This window comes from Pseudoalteromonas sp. P1-7a (genome assembly GCF_001401855.1).
Classification (GTDB): Bacteria; Pseudomonadota; Gammaproteobacteria; order Enterobacterales; family Alteromonadaceae; genus Pseudoalteromonas.
In genome coordinates this window covers 185,541-202,215 of the sequence record NZ_LKDU01000002.1, presented here as the reverse complement: position 1 = coordinate 202,215, position 16,675 = coordinate 185,541, and the positions used below count along the sequence as shown (strand labels likewise).

Annotated in this window: 21 protein-coding genes; 12 read left to right on the top strand and 9 right to left on the bottom strand. The window is 40.6% G+C overall.

Features of this window, described 5'->3' with window-relative positions; genetic code table 11:
• Positions 1–2 precede the first annotated feature (2 nt).
• The 10 genes from nadD to lipA all read left to right on the top strand — a co-directional run bounded on the left by nadD (position 3) and on the right by lipA (position 8,836).
• On the top strand, positions 3–638 hold the full coding sequence (nadD, locus tag AN389_RS03035) for a nicotinate-nucleotide adenylyltransferase (RefSeq protein WP_055013962.1): 636 nt from the start codon (positions 3–5) through the stop codon (positions 636–638).
• 54 nt (positions 639–692) lie between these two features.
• On the top strand, positions 693–1,010 hold the full coding sequence (rsfS, locus tag AN389_RS03030; protein ID WP_024033760.1) for a ribosome silencing factor: 318 nt from the start codon (positions 693–695) through the stop codon (positions 1,008–1,010).
• Between the two features lie 36 nt (positions 1,011–1,046).
• The gene (gene rlmH, locus AN389_RS03025; RefSeq protein WP_004585918.1) at positions 1,047–1,517 is read left to right on the top strand and encodes a 23S rRNA (pseudouridine(1915)-N(3))-methyltransferase RlmH; all 471 of its coding nucleotides are present in this window, start codon (positions 1,047–1,049) and stop codon (positions 1,515–1,517) included.
• A 9-nt stretch (positions 1,518–1,526) separates the two neighbouring features.
• Entirely contained in the window at positions 1,527–3,407 is a 1,881-nt protein-coding gene (gene mrdA / locus AN389_RS03020) for a penicillin-binding protein 2 (RefSeq protein ID WP_055013963.1), read from the top strand.
• Positions 3,404–4,510 (top strand): rod shape-determining protein RodA, encoded by a 1,107-nt coding sequence (gene rodA / locus AN389_RS03015; RefSeq protein ID WP_055013964.1) that lies wholly within the window; start codon positions 3,404–3,406, stop codon positions 4,508–4,510. Before mrdA ends, rodA begins: the two co-directional genes overlap by 4 nt.
• Positions 4,510–5,274 (top strand): septal ring lytic transglycosylase RlpA family protein, encoded by a 765-nt coding sequence (locus AN389_RS03010; RefSeq protein ID WP_055019215.1) that lies wholly within the window; start codon positions 4,510–4,512, stop codon positions 5,272–5,274. The genes rodA and AN389_RS03010 overlap by 1 nt, the downstream gene beginning before the upstream one ends.
• A 308-nt stretch (positions 5,275–5,582) precedes the next feature.
• Positions 5,583–6,743, top strand: coding sequence for a serine hydrolase (locus AN389_RS03005; protein WP_004585914.1), 1,161 nt, complete (start codon positions 5,583–5,585; stop codon positions 6,741–6,743).
• Positions 6,744–6,922: 179 nt separating this feature from the next.
• The gene (gene ybeD, locus AN389_RS03000; protein ID WP_055013966.1) at positions 6,923–7,201 is read left to right on the top strand and encodes a DUF493 family protein YbeD; all 279 of its coding nucleotides are present in this window, start codon (positions 6,923–6,925) and stop codon (positions 7,199–7,201) included.
• A gap of 19 nt (positions 7,202–7,220) precedes the next feature.
• Positions 7,221–7,874 (top strand): lipoyl(octanoyl) transferase LipB, encoded by a 654-nt coding sequence (gene lipB / locus AN389_RS02995; RefSeq protein WP_055017212.1) that lies wholly within the window; start codon positions 7,221–7,223, stop codon positions 7,872–7,874.
• Positions 7,871–8,836 (top strand): lipoyl synthase, encoded by a 966-nt coding sequence (lipA, locus tag AN389_RS02990; protein WP_004585911.1) that lies wholly within the window; start codon positions 7,871–7,873, stop codon positions 8,834–8,836. Before lipB ends, lipA begins: the two co-directional genes overlap by 4 nt.
• Before the next feature lie 75 nt (positions 8,837–8,911).
• On the opposite strand, the gene AN389_RS02985 is transcribed toward lipA, so the two are convergent.
• Both AN389_RS02985 and AN389_RS02980 read right to left on the bottom strand, forming a co-directional pair.
• Positions 8,912–10,189, bottom strand: coding sequence for a VCBS domain-containing protein (locus AN389_RS02985; protein ID WP_055019273.1), 1,278 nt, complete (start codon positions 10,187–10,189; stop codon positions 8,912–8,914).
• Between the two features lie 214 nt (positions 10,190–10,403).
• Positions 10,404–10,658, bottom strand: coding sequence for a hypothetical protein (locus AN389_RS02980; RefSeq protein WP_055013968.1), 255 nt, complete (start codon positions 10,656–10,658; stop codon positions 10,404–10,406).
• A 161-nt stretch (positions 10,659–10,819) separates the two neighbouring features.
• Between AN389_RS02980 and AN389_RS02975 the strand changes: the two genes are divergently transcribed.
• Complete coding sequence (locus AN389_RS02975) at positions 10,820–11,059, top strand: RNA recognition motif containing protein (protein WP_055013969.1); 240 nt, start codon at positions 10,820–10,822, stop codon at positions 11,057–11,059.
• A 110-nt stretch (positions 11,060–11,169) separates the two neighbouring features.
• On the opposite strand, the gene AN389_RS20520 is transcribed toward AN389_RS02975, so the two are convergent.
• Positions 11,170–11,322: a hypothetical protein gene (locus tag AN389_RS20520; RefSeq protein WP_162838338.1), complete on the bottom strand. Its 153-nt coding sequence runs from the start codon at positions 11,320–11,322 to the stop codon at positions 11,170–11,172.
• Between the two features lie 155 nt (positions 11,323–11,477).
• Between AN389_RS20520 and AN389_RS02970 the strand changes: the two genes are divergently transcribed.
• Positions 11,478–13,100 carry a M28 family metallopeptidase gene (locus AN389_RS02970; protein ID WP_055019214.1) on the top strand — a complete coding sequence of 541 codons (1,623 nt, stop codon included), beginning with the start codon at positions 11,478–11,480 and terminating at the stop codon, positions 13,098–13,100.
• Positions 13,101–13,152: 52 nt separating this feature from the next.
• Here AN389_RS02970 and AN389_RS02965 read toward each other — a convergent pair whose 3' ends face one another.
• The 6 genes from AN389_RS02965 to AN389_RS02940 form a co-directional block, all read right to left on the bottom strand.
• Positions 13,153–14,097 carry a PDC sensor domain-containing protein gene (locus AN389_RS02965; protein WP_055013971.1) on the bottom strand — a complete coding sequence of 315 codons (945 nt, stop codon included), beginning with the start codon at positions 14,095–14,097 and terminating at the stop codon, positions 13,153–13,155.
• A 242-nt stretch (positions 14,098–14,339) separates the two neighbouring features.
• Positions 14,340–14,555: an EF-hand domain-containing protein gene (locus AN389_RS02960; protein ID WP_055013972.1), complete on the bottom strand. Its 216-nt coding sequence runs from the start codon at positions 14,553–14,555 to the stop codon at positions 14,340–14,342.
• 72 nt (positions 14,556–14,627) lie between these two features.
• Positions 14,628–14,828, bottom strand: coding sequence for a hypothetical protein (locus AN389_RS02955; RefSeq protein ID WP_055013973.1), 201 nt, complete (start codon positions 14,826–14,828; stop codon positions 14,628–14,630).
• 422 nt (positions 14,829–15,250) lie between these two features.
• Positions 15,251–15,463: a calmodulin-like protein gene (locus AN389_RS02950; protein WP_004585903.1), complete on the bottom strand. Its 213-nt coding sequence runs from the start codon at positions 15,461–15,463 to the stop codon at positions 15,251–15,253.
• Positions 15,464–15,998: 535 nt separating this feature from the next.
• A complete protein-coding gene (locus tag AN389_RS02945; protein ID WP_055017208.1) occupies positions 15,999–16,214 on the bottom strand; it encodes a TIGR02450 family Trp-rich protein in 216 nt (71 codons plus the stop codon).
• A 102-nt stretch (positions 16,215–16,316) separates the two neighbouring features.
• A complete protein-coding gene (locus AN389_RS02940) occupies positions 16,317–16,667 on the bottom strand; it encodes a cupredoxin domain-containing protein (protein WP_055013975.1) in 351 nt (116 codons plus the stop codon).
• Positions 16,668–16,675 lie beyond the last annotated feature (8 nt).

Here is a 16,675-nt window from a genome sequence, read left to right as displayed (position 1 = left end):
ACATGATTGCAATTTTTGGCGGCACCTTCGACCCTGTGCATTTAGGCCACCTCAATATGGCCTCGCAGTGTGTAAATACATTTAACTTATCTACATTATATTTTATGCCCTGTGCTCTACCCGCGCACAAAGCTGCGCCGGGTATAACTACAGCGCACCGTATTAACATGCTCAATGCCGCTATAGCCCCTTACCCTCATTTTGCACTTGATTTAAGAGAGCTTAATCGTAGTGGGCCCTCGTATTCATTGTTGAGTTTACAAGAACTAAGAGCAGAGCACCCAGATACGCCCATTCTTTTTTTAATGGGCATGGACTCGTTTAATAACCTCGACAAATGGTACGAATGGCAGGCCATTACACAGCTTTGCCATATTGTTGTATACCAACGCCCGGGGCAAACGTGTAACCCAAATAAAGCGCTTAAAAGCTATATCAGCAATGCCCACACTGAAGCGCCACAGCAACTTGCCACACACAACTTTGGTAAGCTTTATTTTTTACCGGGTGAAACCCTTGATGCCGCCTCAAGCACTATTCGAGAGCAATTAAAAAAATCCAATAAAAATAATGAACTATTACCCGAACCTGTCAGTCACTACATTAAGCAACACCAGCTTTATCAAAGTGATGATTAAAACCCCCTAGCATGTTAAAATGCACGCTATTAAATTTAAAATTGAGACAATACCTTGGATTCGAAACAACTACTTGCCTTTGCACTAGACAAAATTGACGATATGAAAGCACGCGACGTGGTACAACTTGACGTACGTGACAGCTCAGACATTACCGATTACATGGTTGTGTGTTCGGGTACTTCTAAGCGTCATGTGCAATCAATTGCTGATAACGTAGCAAAAGAAGCTCGCCATGCTGGCGAAGAACCTTTAGGTTACGAAGGTCAAGACGAAGGCGAATGGGTACTGGTAGATTTAGGTGATGTAGTTGTACACGTGATGCAAGATCACGCACGTAGCTATTACGATCTAGAAAAACTGTGGGGCTAAGCGCCACTCTTTTTTAATTGAGCTTGGAAGTATTACGTGAAAATACAAATGATTGCCGTTGGCACAAAAATGCCAGCGTGGGTGGAAACCGGATTTGCAGAGTACCAACGCCGTTTTCCTAAAGATATGGCGCTTGAGTTAATAGAAATTCCGGCCGGTAAACGCGGTAAAAATGCCGATATTAAACGCATTTTACATACCGAAGGTGAAAAAACCTTAGCCGCTATTCCAAAAGGTAATCGTATTGTTACTCTAGAAGTAACAGGTAAACCACTTGATACCCACCAGCTTGCTAAAAATATGGAAAAATGGCAGCTCGATGGCCGCGACGTTAGTTTGCTTATTGGTGGCCCTGAAGGGTTAGCCCCTGAGTGCATTGCCGCCTCTGAGCAAAAATGGTCGTTATCTAACCTAACGTTGCCGCACCCTTTAGTGCGTATTATTGTTGCCGAAAGCCTATACCGAGGCTGGAGCTTAAATAACAACCATCCTTATCATCGCGAGTAACGCCTTGTTATGATTAAGCAAAGACCCACAATACGCGACCATTCCGCTGAGGCAAACCTATTTGCACGGCGCGCATTTGTGGGTTTTATTTTTGTTTTAGGCTTAGTGGCAATTTTGCTCTCTAACCTCTATACCATTCAGGTAAAAGAACACACCGACTATCAAACCCGCTCTAACGATAACCGTATTAAAGTCATTCCTATTGCGCCGAACCGTGGCCTTATATACGACCGCAACGGTGTACTGCTTGCTGAAAACAAACCCGTTTATAACCTCGAGGTTATTCCTGAAGAGGTCGACGATTTAGCTGAGTCACTCGAGCAAGTTAGCAAAATAATTACGATTACCGAGCAGCAAAAAAAAGACTTTATCGATGATATAAAGCATACACGCCGCTTTAAGTCGCAAGTACTAAAAGCCCGCTTAGATGAAACTGAAGTGGCCAAGTTTGCGGTTAACCAGCATAAATTTCCAGGTTTTAGTATTGAAGCCCGCCTTGCTCGCTTTTACCCGTATGGCGATACACTCACCCATGCACTAGGCTACGTGGCAAAATTAAACCGCAAAGAACTTAATAAACTAGAACAAGAAGACCAAGCCACAAATTACCGTGCTACACATGATATTGGAAAGCTTGGTATAGAAAAGTATTATGAGCAGCTTTTGCATGGCCAAGTAGGCTCTCAACGCGTTGAAGTAAATAATCGCGGTCGGGTTATTCGTACATTAAGTATGACCCCCCCGCAGCCTGGCAGCGATTTAGTACTTACCTTAGATATCGGTTTACAACAAATAGCCCAACATGCGCTTAAAGATATGCGCGGCGCGGTTGTAGTAATGGATGCCAAAGATGGCGGCGTATTGGCACTTTATTCAAACCCAAGTTACGACCCTAATTTATTTGTGCACGGTATTAGCAGTAAAGATTATAAAGCACTGCTAAACCCCGACCGCCCCCTTATTAACCGTGCCACTCAAGGGCGCTATGCACCGGCTTCCACAGTAAAACCCCATATGGCCATACTGGCACTTGAAGAAAACATTGTCAGTGAAAGTACTTCAGTGTGGGACCCTGGTTTTTTTCAAATACCCAATGTTGAACATAAATGGCGCGATTGGAAACGATGGGGCCATGGCCACGTAGATGTTTACAAAGCGATTGAAGAGTCGTGCGACACTTACTTTTACGATGCAGCATACCGCTTAGGCATTACAAAAATTAGTAATTTTATGGCCCGCTTTGGCTTTGGTGACTTATCCGGAATAGACATACACGAAGAAACCACGGCCATATTGCCCTCAAAAGAGTGGAAAGAAGGCCGCTTTAAAGAGTCGTGGTGGCGTGGCGACACGATTTCCGTAGGGATTGGGCAAGGCTACTGGACAGCCACCCCCATTCAAATAGCTAACGCGACTAATATATTGGTTAATAAAGGCATAAACCACCCGCCGCATTTAGCGCAAGTGGCTAAAAAAGAAGACCAAGTGACGCAAATTAATAACGAAGAAAAGCCGCCAGTGGTACTTAATAACCCTGATAACTGGCGTATTGCGCTCGATGCGATGCACAATACCGTGAAAAAAGTAACAGGTACTGCGCACCGTGCATTTAAAGGCGCTAATTATGATCCGGCGGGTAAAACTGGTACCGCGCAAGTAGTGAGTATTGCCCAAGGTGAGCGTTACGATGCCAAGTCATTAAAAGAACGCCAACGCGATAACGCGATTTATATTGGTTTTGCTCCGTATGACGACCCTAAAATTGTGGTTTCGATTGTAGTTGAAAACACCGGTGGCGGCAGCTCGGTGGGTGCCCCAATTGCACGTGAGCTAATGGATTATTATTTTGCAGCTAACCCAATAGAACTTGCTAGGAATACCGCGCAATGACCGTACTTCATAACAAGCGCTCTATATGGATGCGCATGCATCTAGACTTACCGTTACTGATTGCTTTATTACTCATGATGGCTGGCAGTATTACTATCGTATATAGCGCAAGCGGCCAAGATTCAGCCATGATGATCCGCCATATTACCCGTATGGGTGGCGCTATTATAGGCATGATAGTGCTTGCTCAGTTCTCTCCCGCGACACTTAAACGCTTAGTGATCCCCCTTTATTGTGTTGGGTTACTCATGTTGGTCGGCGTATTGCTATTTGGCGTGAGCTCAAAAGGTGCTCAGCGTTGGTTAAATTTAGGCATTACTCGTTTTCAGCCCTCAGAGCTCATGAAACTGGCTGTCCCTATGATGGTGGCTTGGTATATTGGCCGAAATCAACTCCCCCCTCGCCCGTTACACCTAATTATTGGCTTTGTCATAGTGATGATGCCTACCTTATTAATCAAAGAACAGCCCGACTTAGGCACCTCAATTTTAATTGCCAGCTCAGGAATATTTGTGTTGTTTTTATCCGGTTTAAGCTGGCGTTTAATTGGCTTTTTAAGCTCGGTTGTCGCACTGGCTGCATGGCCATTTTGGCACTACGGTATGCACGACTACCAAAAGCAGCGGGTATTAACGTTTTTAGATCCAGAGAGCGATCCGCTTGGCTCGGGGTATCATATTATTCAATCTAAAATAGCTATCGGCTCTGGCGGCATAGAAGGTAAAGGTTGGCTTCAAGGCACGCAATCACAACTCGAATTTTTACCAGAGCGCCATACCGACTTTATTTTTTCGGTATTAAGTGAAGAGTTTGGCTTATTTGGTGTGTGTGTTTTATTGAGCCTGTACTTATTTATTATTGGTCGAGGTTTATACATTGCGGTAAACGCGCAAGATGCGTTTGGCAAATTATTGGCCGGCGCCCTAACCCTCACCTTTTTTGTATATATTTTTGTAAATATAGGCATGGTATCGGGGTTGTTGCCTGTTGTAGGTGTACCTTTACCCCTTATTAGTTATGGCGGCACCTCTATGGTGACGTTAATGGCCGGATTTGGCATTATTATGTCAATTGCGACAGATAAAAGGATGCTTTTAAAATAATGAATAAGCCTACTCAGCTGTTATTTATTTCAGCCTTAATATTTATATTAAGCGCATGTAGTAGCGGCTCTAATAGTCGTTATCATATGGAGCACGATGCCGCACCACTTCGCGCGCCAACCGCACTTGAAATGCAAGATGCCGTTGTGGTGGATGTTAAAAAAAGTGCCAGTGCAAGTCGCCCCTACGAGGTATTAGGCAAGCGTTATACGCCAATGCTTGATGAAAAAGGGTATACAGAAGAAGGGATCGCTTCGTGGTACGGCCGTAAGTTTCATGGTTACCACACCTCAAACGGTGAAATTTACGATATGTTTGCCATGAGCGCTGCGCATAAAACCTTACCCCTGCCAAGCTTTGTACGCGTTACTAATATTGCCAACAATAAATCGGTGATTGTACGTGTAAACGACCGTGGCCCGTTTCATGATGACAGAATAATAGATCTTTCGTACGCTGCTGCTTATAAATTAGGCTATCACACTCACGGTACAGCCAAGGTTAAGCTAGAGGCGATTACGCTCGACAGCAATCCTGCACGTAAAACATATATACAGGTAGCTGCGGGTAGTACGCTTAGCAATATAGAAGCATTAGCTTCTACATTACGCCTGCAATATCAAGTGCCTACTAATATAGTAAAAGCAGACAACATATATCGTTTGCATTTGGGCCCGATTAAAGATGCCCAGCATGCACAAGACGTATTAAAAAAATTAAAACAAAACCAATTTCAAAACGCGTTCTTGCTTTACACTCAGTAAGACTAATAACTAAACCATCCCAAGGTGCAAATTAAGCGTTGCGCAGGGGCTTAAATCTAGGTGTTACTTTTTAAATGGTTGGCCCTTTTAAAAAAACATTACAGAGAGTAGGTGCTAGTAAAACGTGCTTAGTGTTGGTTTAAAAACGTTTAAGATTAGGTTATTGATTTAAACAATGGAGTGACTATTATTGACAATCAATGCCTTGCCTAAGTAATTTTTAATACCAACGATGCTCGCATCTTGGGCTAGTTTGGGTATAAGATGGACATAACGCGAATTTTTAACTTTAACCATTAATGAGTATGATGAAATCAATTAAACATAAAATCCTCAAAGGTGTATGCGGCTTAGTTTGCACAGCCGCCGTATTTTCAGCCAGCGCCCAAATTATTCCGGCACCACCTCAAATTAATGCAAAAGGTTATTTTTTAGTAGACTTTACAACCGGTAAAGTTATTGCTGAAGGCGAAGCTGATACAAAGCTAGCCCCAGCAAGCTTAACTAAAATGATGACCAGTTATGTAATTGGTACTGAAATTAACGCCGGTAACATTGCGCCAACCGATATGGTTACAGTGAGCGAAAAAGCCTGGGCTAAAAACTTTCCTGAATCGTCAAAAATGTTTATTGAAGTCGGCAAGCAAATAAGTGTTGATGAGCTTAACCACGGTATTATTATTCAATCAGGTAATGATGCGTGTGTAGCCATGGCCGAGCACATTGCAGGAAGCGAAAGCGCATTTGCTGATTTAATGAATGCCCATGCTGCTAAATTAGGCATGAGCAACAGCCACTTTATTAATAGCCACGGCCTAGATACAGATGAGCATTACACTACCCCACGTGATATGGCAACGCTCGGCGCTGCACTTATACGTGATGTACCTGATGAATACGCACTTTATAAGCAAAAATCGTTTACGTATAACGGCATTAAGCAATATAACCGCAACTCTTTGTTATGGGATGAAAGCCTAGATGTTGATGGCATTAAAACGGGTCATACATCCGAAGCTGGATACAGCTTAGTAACGTCTGCGACTAAAAACGACATGCGCTTAATTGCGGTAGTTATGGGCACATCAAGCGAACGCGCACGTAAAGTAGAAAGCAAAAAGTTACTTAACTACGGATTTCGCTTTTTTGAAACAATTACACCTTACAAAGCCGGCGACAGCTTTGCAGAACAACGTATTTGGATGGGTAATAAAGAAAATGTATCGTTAGGTATTTTAGAAGATACACCAATTACTATCCCACGTGGTCAACATAAAAACCTTAAAGCTAACTTTGAGCTAGATAATACGCTTGAAGCACCACTAGCTAAAGGCACTAAAGTAGGTACCTTATTCTTACAACTAGAGGGTGAAGACATTGCACAATACCCACTGGTTACACTTGAAGAAGTGGAAGAAGGCAGCTTCTTTAGCAAAATTTACGACTACTTACGTTTACAAATTATGTAAACGTAAAAATAACCCGACAATCGTTGGGTTGTTAAACAAAGCGCCTCTGTTATGAGGCGTTTTTTTTTGCTTGAAAAATGCTAGAATGCGCCCCATATATGCAACACTGCTAATTGCCTATCTGTATTAAGCTTCGTGCTTTGCATAGAGTCCACACTTTTGTATGAGGAGTCACCGTCGTGGTTCAACCTGTTAAAAATACTAAATTTGATGAGTACCTTGAGTACCCATGTCCGTTCACGTTTAAAGTTATGGGTTTAGCAAACGTAAACTTAACGGAGCAAATTTTAGCAAAATTACAACCTATTGCCCCTGGTGACTACGCACCAAAAGTAAAGCCAAGCAGTAAAGGCAATTATGAATCTGTTACCTTAGTGGCTACGGTTACCAGCGGTAAGCATATAGAAGAAATTTACAACGTGATCAGCAGCATTGATGACGTACGCCACATGCTTTAAGCCATAGTTGAGACTTATCGTGAACGAAAATACGTTAATCGTACGCCAACTAGGCCGCCAGCGTTACATGCCAATTTGGCAAAAAATGCAAGCCTATACCGACACCCGTGATGACAGCTCGCCAGATGAAATTTGGCTTGTAGAGCACGAGAGTGTATTTACACAAGGCCAAGCAGGTAAAGATGAGCATTTACTTGCCCCCGGTGATATAGAAGTCATTAAGGTAGACCGTGGCGGGCAAGTTACTTACCACGGCCCTGGCCAACAAATGATGTACGTATTATTTAATTTGCGCCGCTTAAAAATTGGCGTGCGTGAGCTTGTTACGTGGCTTGAAGAGTGCATTATTGATACCCTTAGCGAGTATAATATTAAAGCCTATGCAAAAGCCGATGCACCCGGTGTGTACGTAAACGACAGTAAAATTGCATCGTTAGGATTACGTGTTCGTCGTGGTTGCTCGTTTCATGGATTAGCATTAAATGTTAACATGGACTTAAGCCCGTTTTTACGCATCAACCCATGCGGTTATGCCGGCATGAACATGGTGCAAACGAAAGAATTAAACGGTCCTCAAAACTTAGCACAAGCAGGTGAAGGGCTAGTAAAACACATGATAAAGAAGCTTAATGCAACACAGGTTAAGCATACTGAAGGGTTTGAAAACGAATGAATAAACCAGTCAAAATGGAACCAGGTGTAAAACTACGCGACGCAGAAAAAATGGCGTTGATCCCCGTTAAAGTTTTACCAACAGAAAAAACTGAAATGTTGCGCAAGCCAGAGTGGCTTAAAATCCGCTTACCAAAATCAACAGAGCGTATTGATGGTATTAAACAAGCAATGCGTAAGCACGGCTTGCACTCTGTATGTGAAGAGGCCTCGTGCCCTAACCTTTCTGAGTGTTTTAACCACGGTACTGCTACCTTTATGATTTTAGGGGCTATTTGTACTCGTCGTTGCCCATTTTGTGATGTTGCCCATGGTCGTCCATTAAAACCTGATGCAGCAGAGCCTGAAAAGCTTGCACTAACAATTAAAGACATGAAGCTTAGCTACGTGGTTATTACCTCGGTTGACCGTGATGATTTACGTGATGGCGGCGCACAGCACTTTGCCGATTGTATTCGCGAAATTCGTAAGCACAACCCAACCATTACCATTGAAATTTTAGTACCTGATTTCCGTGGCCGTATGGACCGTGCACTGGAGATTTTAATTGAGACACCACCTGATGTGTTTAACCACAACCTAGAAACAGCGCCGCGTTTATACAAACTTGCGCGCCCAGGTGCCGATTATAAATGGTCATTAGAGTTACTTCGTCGCTTTAAAGAAGCGCATCCAGAAGTTAAAACCAAATCTGGCTTAATGGTTGGTTTAGGTGAAGAAATTAGCGAAATTGAAGAAGTACTGCGCGACTTACGTGCGCATAACGTAGATATGCTTACCGTTGGCCAATACTTACAACCTTCTAAGCATCACTTGCCAGTTAAACGCTACGTGCCACCAGCGGAATTTGACGCATTAAAAGAATACGCTGATGAAATTGGCTTTACGCATGCAGCCTCTGGCCCATTTGTTCGTTCCAGCTATCACGCTGACCAACAAGCTGCAGGTAAAGAAGTAAAATAATTGCTTTTTAAAACGCATTAAAAAAGCCCTTAGCAATTAAATTGCTAAGGGCTTTTTTTCATACTGAATTATAAATCACTGCGCTAAAACGCCTTTTTTAATCACAAAATCAGCAAACCGTACTTGTTCTTCATCAGCGCGAAGGCTATCGGTTTCGACTATTGAACGATAGATACCCCATTTAGGACGGGCAAAGTCATCATCGCTAAAGCCACGCCACATATCTATGTTTTGCTCGCTAATGCTAAATAGCTCTTCGTTGTCACTTAAGCGCCTTAGGGTCATTTCAAATTGCCCCGCTTCACTAAAAGTGGCTTGTACGAATACTGCTACCCATTCATCAGTAATAAGTGACCAGTCAGTTTCGATCAAGTTTTTATCAAGCCCCGTGCTGTTACCGTTTTCGTCAAAGCCTGCGCTATAACGTACTTGCAACTGATCACCTGTACTGTTTTTTTGTGCCCCAGAGAGCGTAATAATAGGCTGGTCGTCGTTGCCATTGGTATTATCGTTGCTGTCATTGCGAGCTTTTATTTGAAAAAAATGACTGAATTTACTACTTAGCTCAAGTTCGCTAGAGACTTTAAACTTCCAATAGTACTGTACTGTTTCGTCTTTAAACGCTAGTGTTTCTGCGGGTGATTTGTCATATGATTTAATTTCGTTGCGCTGGCGGTCGGTTGCGCCTTTGTCTTTATCTTGGTCTTCATCGCGATGCGCTAAAAATACAAAGTGGTTACCTACTATTGAGTCAGTATCTTCAATAATATGCACAACATCTTGATGATTTCCGCTGTACATATCAGGTGATTCTATTGACCCTTCTCCAAACACATTTTCTATTAGTGTATAAGCAGTTAACCCTGTATTTTCGCCATCGGCATTGAGGGTTGTTTCTTGCGTTACTGTAAAATCATCACCCCGTGCAGTGCCTATAATGGTGATAGACACTTTCGCTTCGGTGCCATCTGCCGATGCGACGGTTATTTCATCAAGTAAGGTTTCATTTTCGTTTAGTGCAATCACAGCGGCATGGTCGCTATTAAGCATATATGACCAATTCCCATCCTCAGCTAAGTTAAATAAACCATAAACTGTCGTGGTATTACTTTGTGCTTTAAATACTGCTTCGCTGGCTTGTGCATCGGTTATAGATAACGCTCCTGTTATTGCAATATCACGAGTGTTTTCAATACTTACAGCCATTTCACCACTAATTACTGCAGCGCTTTGTGCGACTACCGATGCATTCACAGGCTCACTTTTTGATCCTGAGCTACCGCACCCTACAGCTAAAATACCCAAAGAACAAACAGAAGAAATAGTTAAAACACGCAAGCCAAATTTCGACATAAACAACCAACCCAAGTTAATGGTAAGTAAATAAAGTAAAATATAACTTACCAATTATTTGTTTTAATAACTAGATCTTTATTACCGGAATAACGAAATCGGTTTTAACTTAATAAGGAGATAACTTGATTTTAGCAGTATACTTGGAAGGGTGGCTTTATTGGACAAGGAAGGTACAAAATGAAAAAGCCGATTATCTACCGGCTTTTATAAGTTAACCTTCACAAGTAGCTAATTTAAAACCACTAACATGTGATGACCTATTTGCAACAGAGTTGCGAGCCCATTCAGCTTTACTTCTAATGTCTTGCAAAATTTTTGCAGATTGACACTCTTTATATGTTTTATGATAACTAATAGCATTTGTTTTATCAGCGTTTAGCAAAACAATAGTATCATTATTTGAACTTGTGGTGGAATTACAAGCTGTTAACAATAAAGCAGAAATACAAACTAGTACTTTTATCATAATCGTCCCTCTTAATTTAAACTTATTTTTAATTTAGTATATTTTTTATGCATTGTAAATATTTGCTCTTTTCTCCCAAATTAAATAAAAGGCTAAATAAAATTAGGTTAAAGGCAAGTTACTTGAGATAATCCACAGCGAACCCCTTATTTAGGTTATATATGAAATTATTAGTTCGTAATTTGTCTCGCGCTACCACAGAGCAAGACCTTCGCACGTTGTTTGCAGCACACGGTAAAGTAACTACCTGTAACTTGGTGCTTGATAAAGAGACTGGTTTATCAAAAGGCTTTGCCTTTGTAGAAATGCCAAATGACATAGAAAGTAGAGGCGCTATTAAAGCTCTTAATCAAACAAGCGTTGATAAAAGCAAAATTCGCGTAAAATACGCAGATGAATAATTAGCTACTTGCTATATATGATTAAAACCAGCTATTTGCTGGTTTTTTACGTTTTAAGGTACGCTATAGGACAGATTAATATTAGCGCGACGCTTTAAAACATTAATCGCCTAGGGTGCCGCTTTTTTTATACTAATTGTACCTAACACTACAAAGGATGCAGCTAAAGCAAAAAACATCGCTTGCTGTGCGAGCAAAGCTGCTGCAAAAAATGCTACACCGCTGCCTATAAACAGGTATCCGCTTTTTTTAGATTGGTTCATTGTGTGTGCTCCATTTATTGTTGTCGATTATTTATACACCCCATACCAAATATTTTCAATTTTTCAAAAATAGAACAGGCAAAGTGATAAATATTCGACTCAAATTAATGCATCCTTTATATTAAAAGCCAATTTTAAAAACTATTCAGAAAACTATGGCATCATCTCTTTTAAAAAGCGCTAGCTTAAGCTTGCTAGTCGCTCTCTTTGGTTGCTCTGAACCTGCAAGCGAGCATTCTTCTTTAGAAAATACCCCAGACGTTAGCCTAAATAACGTTAAACAGCATATAAAAACGCTTGCCTCTGATGACTTTCAAGGGCGCGGCCCACTTACCCATGGTGAAGTAAAAACCGTGGGTTACTTGAGCGAGCAATACGAAGCTATGGGTTTAGCTGGGGCGTATAATGGCAAGTATTTACAGCCAGTAAAAATGGCCATGGTCACGGCTAATCAAAACATGCAATTACAGGTAGGCGACTTAAAGTTTAAAGCAGGTAACGATTTTACCGCCCGTACAGAGCAATTACAGCCACTAATTGATGTGCGAAACTCTGACATTGTATTTGTGGGCTACGGTATTAATGCCCCCGAATACAACTGGAACGATTACGAAAACATTAATGTTGAAGGTAAAACCGTTATTGTATTGGTAAACGACCCAGGCTTTGCTACACAAAACGATGCTTTATTTACAGGTAATGCTATGACCTACTACGGCCGCTGGACTTACAAATACGAAGAAGCCGCACGCCAAGGTGCCAAAGCGGTATTTATTGTGCACGAAACGGCCCCTGCTGCTTACCCTTGGGGTGTGGTTGAAAGTTCAAACACAGGGACTAAATACACCCTAATGGACAATAACCTAAACGCCTCTAAGCTCCCTGTTATGGGTTGGCTAACACTTAATACTACAGAGCAAATTTTTAATGCCGCACAGCTTAACTATGAAAATTTAAAACAAAGGGCTTTAAGTGATGACTTTAAAGCCACAGCGCTTAATTTAACAGCCAACCTTTCATTTAAAAATGAAGTATCGCATGCCAAATCACATAACGTGGTTGCGCAAATTACGGGAAGCGACGCCCCTAATGAGTACGTGGTAATAGGTGCGCATTGGGATCATTTTGGTACCAAACAAACCGACAGTGGCCCTAAAATTTATAACGGCGCAGTAGATAATGCTTCTGGCACAGCGGCAACACTTGAAATTGCCCGCATTATGAATCAAATCCACCAGCAAACACCGTTTAAGCGCTCTATTTTATTTGCTAATTTTACCGCTGAAGAGACTGGCCTCATTGGCTCACAAGAGTTTGCAACCGGTGGTGTTGTGCCCACTAAACAAATGGTTGCTCTATTAAATATTGACGGAATGAACGTGTTAGATGGCACTGATTACATTTTGCAATACGGTAAAGATTTATCCACCCTAGAGAGCTACCTAGCAAAAGCCGCAAAAGCACAAGGTCGTGTTGTTAAAATGGACCCTCGCCCGCAAAACGGTTTGTTTTTTAGATCGGATCATTTTTCTTTAGCTAAGCAAGGTGTGCCTAGTTTATTGTTTATGAGCCTTGGCGATACCGACCCTGATTACATTGCGCAAAAATACCATAAAGAAGCCGACGATTACTCGCCGCAATGGTCATTAGGTGGTGTGAAACAAGACATAGAGCTTATTGTTGATATAGCCACAAAACTTGCCAACAATGGCGATTGGCCTACATGGACGAGTGACTCAGACTTTAAAACAAAGCGCGAGCAAGATAAGCCGCATTAGTAAGCAATGTTTAAAGCTAAATAGCAATTATACCCATCGTATTAAAATCCTCCTACTTGGAGGATTTTAATTTTGAGCGCGCCCGCATTAGTAAGGTTTCGGCTTTAGCACCTAAATACACATAAATAGCCAATGCGATTAAAAGCCCTACCACCGCAAGCATCATCGCAATGGCCGGTAATAAGTATTCAGCTTGCCCGAGCGCCGCTTTAAACATGGTTAATAGCGCCTCAATAGATATTGCAATTAGCACGGTAGATATAAAGCGAGTAATTGTGCGCCGTGTAGATGAGTGCCTAAATATATCCTTATGCATTAAAATCTCTTCTTCGAGAATGGTTTTTCCTAAATCAAACACGGCCAACGCTAAAGTAATATATATAATAATGCTAAAGGGCTCGAGGGGATCAGAGGCTGAGTCAAAGTGGGTTAATAATGCATATATATCGTTAAATACGATGCTCAGTAAAAAGAGTACCAAAGTAAATAAACACGCCACAATCACCCCATAACCCGCTTTAAAATAAGGCGAAATACCAGCACGCGCGCTGTCTCCCATTACAAACTCAATTAACTGGGTTAAGCATACGTCTAGCACTAAAAAATGCTGCTGGTTAATTGGCTTTTTCAGCTCTTTAATAGCCGAAATACATAAATGATTAGTTGCGATAGAAATATACGGATCGGTAAAGAACACCGAGTCGGTTTGTTTAGATTGTAAAAAGTAAGGGCGCTCACTTAAATCTTGCTGATTACCTTGCTCGGCTAATTTTTTATAGGCACGCTTAAAGCACACATTATTGCCTTGCTGAAGCCCAGATTCGTTTAAACAATATTGCAGCTCTAAAAAGGGGTATTGCTTTACTAAAAAACGCGTATCTCGATTTTTGTTAAGCCCATCTTCAATACTCATTAAAATAGAGTCAAGCAAGCTGTGTATTACTTGCTCATACTCATGGTAGCGCTCAACGCTACTTATATAACTCATTCGCGCCATAATTGTTTACTCACTCAGTTGCTCTAGCGTTAACTAAGCAAGTTTAAAACCACTTAAATATATTATTTAAAATCAATAGCTTATTAATTAACATAATTGAAATTGCACCCTTTTGGTGATAAAACGGCATTTATATTTTATTCGGCGCACAAAAAAGCAGCTAAGTATTAAATACTTAGCTGCTTGGTGAGTATGATCTTTAAACGTTTGGTTAGTGCGTAAACCTACGTATGCGCCTAATTTTATTGTACCTTTGAAAACTCTTGCTGAGAAAGCTCACCATTTCCATCTGTATCTAACTTATCAAATAGCTCAATTAACTGAGCATTAGCCTGTGCTTCTGATTTGCTAATAACGCCATCGCCGTCAGCATCAAAAGAGTTAAAATCTACCGCAGCAAAGGCTGCTGAAGATGATAAAAGAGCAACAAGTGCTAGCGTTTTATTTACTGTTTTCATAATCGTTCCTTAGGCATAATACCCAGATTAAGGGTGAGAAATCCTTTTCGAAGATCCATTAAGGGGTAATTGTTAATATTCAAAAAAGTCATTTTCGGTAACGCCATTTCGGCTTTGCATATTTAATTGCTGCATTATTTGTTCTGCTGAATGATCACTTTGGTTTGCTAAATCACCTTCGCCTTGCATAGGTGTTTTAAACTCTGTATTTGCCAATACCACCGATGATGACACCAAGGTGATAAGTACAAATGTTGTTTTGAGCTTAGTCATAATGTAATCCTTCAATAATATGCATTACCTGTATAAATTTGCGCTGAGGTGGTTACAATTCACTTCCTTGTTATTCTTTTTAATAGGCTCCCTTGCCTATTTAGGTTGTCTTTGGCAACTCAGAACTATGCTTACACCACAGCGCATTAACCGTCTGCGCTTGTAAAACCTTTGCTTAAAAAAGTTTACCGTTTGTGTTGGTATCAAACTTTGCAAATGTGCCAGAAAATACCAGCGCTATTGCAAGCAAAGTTGGGTATCGCTTTTACATAACGATTCCTTCGCTATGCGTTTATAATAAAATGCCCTGTGTATTACACTGTCCTTGTTATTCTTTATGGTAAGCTCCCTTGCCTACTTAGGTTGTCTTTGGCAACTCAGAATTAACGTGCCACTGGGCGTTAACTACTCAAAGCACTCACTTATGCTTTGTCGAACTCACTCTTAGATAGCTCGTTGTTTTTGTCAGTATCAAGTTTTGTAAACTGACTCATTAATTCAGCATCAGCAGATGCTTCTAACGGACTTAATGTGCCACTGCCATCTTTATCGAGTGTGTCAAAATCAGTTACTGCAAAAGCCGCTGATGAAGAGGCTAAAGCCATTAATACCAATGTTGATTGTGCCTTTTTCATAATGAAATCCTTCATAGGGTTGGTGGAGTAACCAATTAACGTTACCCACGTTTTGCTTAATACAGCTTAGTTATTACAACTTCAGTGCCATCTTTTATTTTTAATTGATAAACAATGAGTTATATGAAAAGTGCATGTATAGATGAAGTTTCGAGAGGTATTTTGTTGCTTTTTAGCAACAACTAGATGAGCCAATTAATATAAGCCTTTAAAATCAATAACTTATAAAAAATCCACACATGAGCTAAGGGCTAACTAAAAACATAATGTGGGGAAGTTTAAGAATAAACTAGAGCTGAACAGCTTAATTAAAACAATTAAACACTATAAAACCTAAATTATAAGCAATTGAAATATAATAATATTTGTAAAGTATTGGTGTTTATTTTCTAAAAGCACGGCAAGCCCGTAATAAAACAGGCATTTGTTGCCAAATGGCGAATTTAGTAAAAAACAGGGATCAAAAAAAGGATGCGCATAGCATTTATTTGGGGATAACAAATTGGCGTTTTTTTAAAGTATAAAAACAATTTAACTACTTCCACCCTTGACGCCATTTTTGAGTGTCTTTTAAATCTCGCCAGCGTATTGGGTACTGATTTTTAGAAAACACCGACTCGGTAATACATTCAATTACATTACCTTCTTCATCGTATTCTACTTCTACAATTATAAAGTGTTTTTCTTTATTAATAGCTGGGGTAGCAGTCCACTTACTGTTTAGTAATTTTTTAGGGTTTAAGTTATTCATTAAATAATCTAATTTTCTTTAAATAACAGTAATACGACATAACCCGTTGTTTAGCTCAACAAAAAGTTAGGCCGTATTAATGTTACTTCAGCAACTTAGTGGTTAGGCAGCGATTAACTTACCTTTATACATTTTCATTTGGCATTGAAAGTCATACTCACCTGCTTTGAGTGCAGGCAAAGTGATTTTATTCTCTCCCATTGCAAGGCTTTCACTTACATCAAGCTGCGGAAACACCACCGTTTCGGTGCACGGTGCACTGTCTTTTCTATCAAATGTAAGTGTTACTTTTTTATTGGCAGCCACCTTTATATGGCTTGGTTGATAAACGCCGTTATCTACTATTATGGTTTGCGTATTGTCATTACTGTGTATTTGCTTTGGCTTATAAAGCCAAAACCAATAAATAATGGCCACAATTAATACTGCACCCAGTAAATTTATGATTAACATTATCGACT

Bases quoted from the DNA above. Each gene is read 5' to 3' on its own strand.
- nadD (WP_055013962.1), top strand. From the start codon at position 3: ATGATTGCAATTTTTGGCGGCACCTTCGACCCTGTGCATTTAGGCCAC.
- mrdA (WP_055013963.1), top strand. From the start codon at position 1,527: ATGATTAAGCAAAGACCCACAATACGCGACCATTCCGCTGAGGCAAAC.
- rodA (WP_055013964.1), top strand. From the start codon at position 3,404: ATGACCGTACTTCATAACAAGCGCTCTATATGGATGCGCATGCATCTA.
- AN389_RS03010 (WP_055019215.1), top strand. From the start codon at position 4,510: ATGAATAAGCCTACTCAGCTGTTATTTATTTCAGCCTTAATATTTATA.
- AN389_RS03005 (WP_004585914.1), top strand. From the start codon at position 5,583: ATGAAATCAATTAAACATAAAATCCTCAAAGGTGTATGCGGCTTAGTT.
- lipA (WP_004585911.1), top strand. From the start codon at position 7,871: ATGAATAAACCAGTCAAAATGGAACCAGGTGTAAAACTACGCGACGCA.
- AN389_RS02985 (WP_055019273.1), bottom strand. From the start codon at position 10,189: ATGTCGAAATTTGGCTTGCGTGTTTTAACTATTTCTTCTGTTTGTTCT.
- AN389_RS02980 (WP_055013968.1), bottom strand. From the start codon at position 10,658: ATGATAAAAGTACTAGTTTGTATTTCTGCTTTATTGTTAACAGCTTGT.
- AN389_RS02975 (WP_055013969.1), top strand. From the start codon at position 10,820: ATGAAATTATTAGTTCGTAATTTGTCTCGCGCTACCACAGAGCAAGAC.
- AN389_RS20520 (WP_162838338.1), bottom strand. From the start codon at position 11,322: ATGAACCAATCTAAAAAAAGCGGATACCTGTTTATAGGCAGCGGTGTA.
- AN389_RS02970 (WP_055019214.1), top strand. From the start codon at position 11,478: ATGGCATCATCTCTTTTAAAAAGCGCTAGCTTAAGCTTGCTAGTCGCT.
- AN389_RS02965 (WP_055013971.1), bottom strand. From the start codon at position 14,097: ATGGCGCGAATGAGTTATATAAGTAGCGTTGAGCGCTACCATGAGTAT.
- AN389_RS02960 (WP_055013972.1), bottom strand. From the start codon at position 14,555: ATGAAAACAGTAAATAAAACGCTAGCACTTGTTGCTCTTTTATCATCT.
- AN389_RS02955 (WP_055013973.1), bottom strand. From the start codon at position 14,828: ATGACTAAGCTCAAAACAACATTTGTACTTATCACCTTGGTGTCATCA.
- AN389_RS02950 (WP_004585903.1), bottom strand. From the start codon at position 15,463: ATGAAAAAGGCACAATCAACATTGGTATTAATGGCTTTAGCCTCTTCA.
- AN389_RS02945 (WP_055017208.1), bottom strand. From the start codon at position 16,214: ATGAATAACTTAAACCCTAAAAAATTACTAAACAGTAAGTGGACTGCT.
- AN389_RS02940 (WP_055013975.1), bottom strand. From the start codon at position 16,667: ATGTTAATCATAAATTTACTGGGTGCAGTATTAATTGTGGCCATTATT.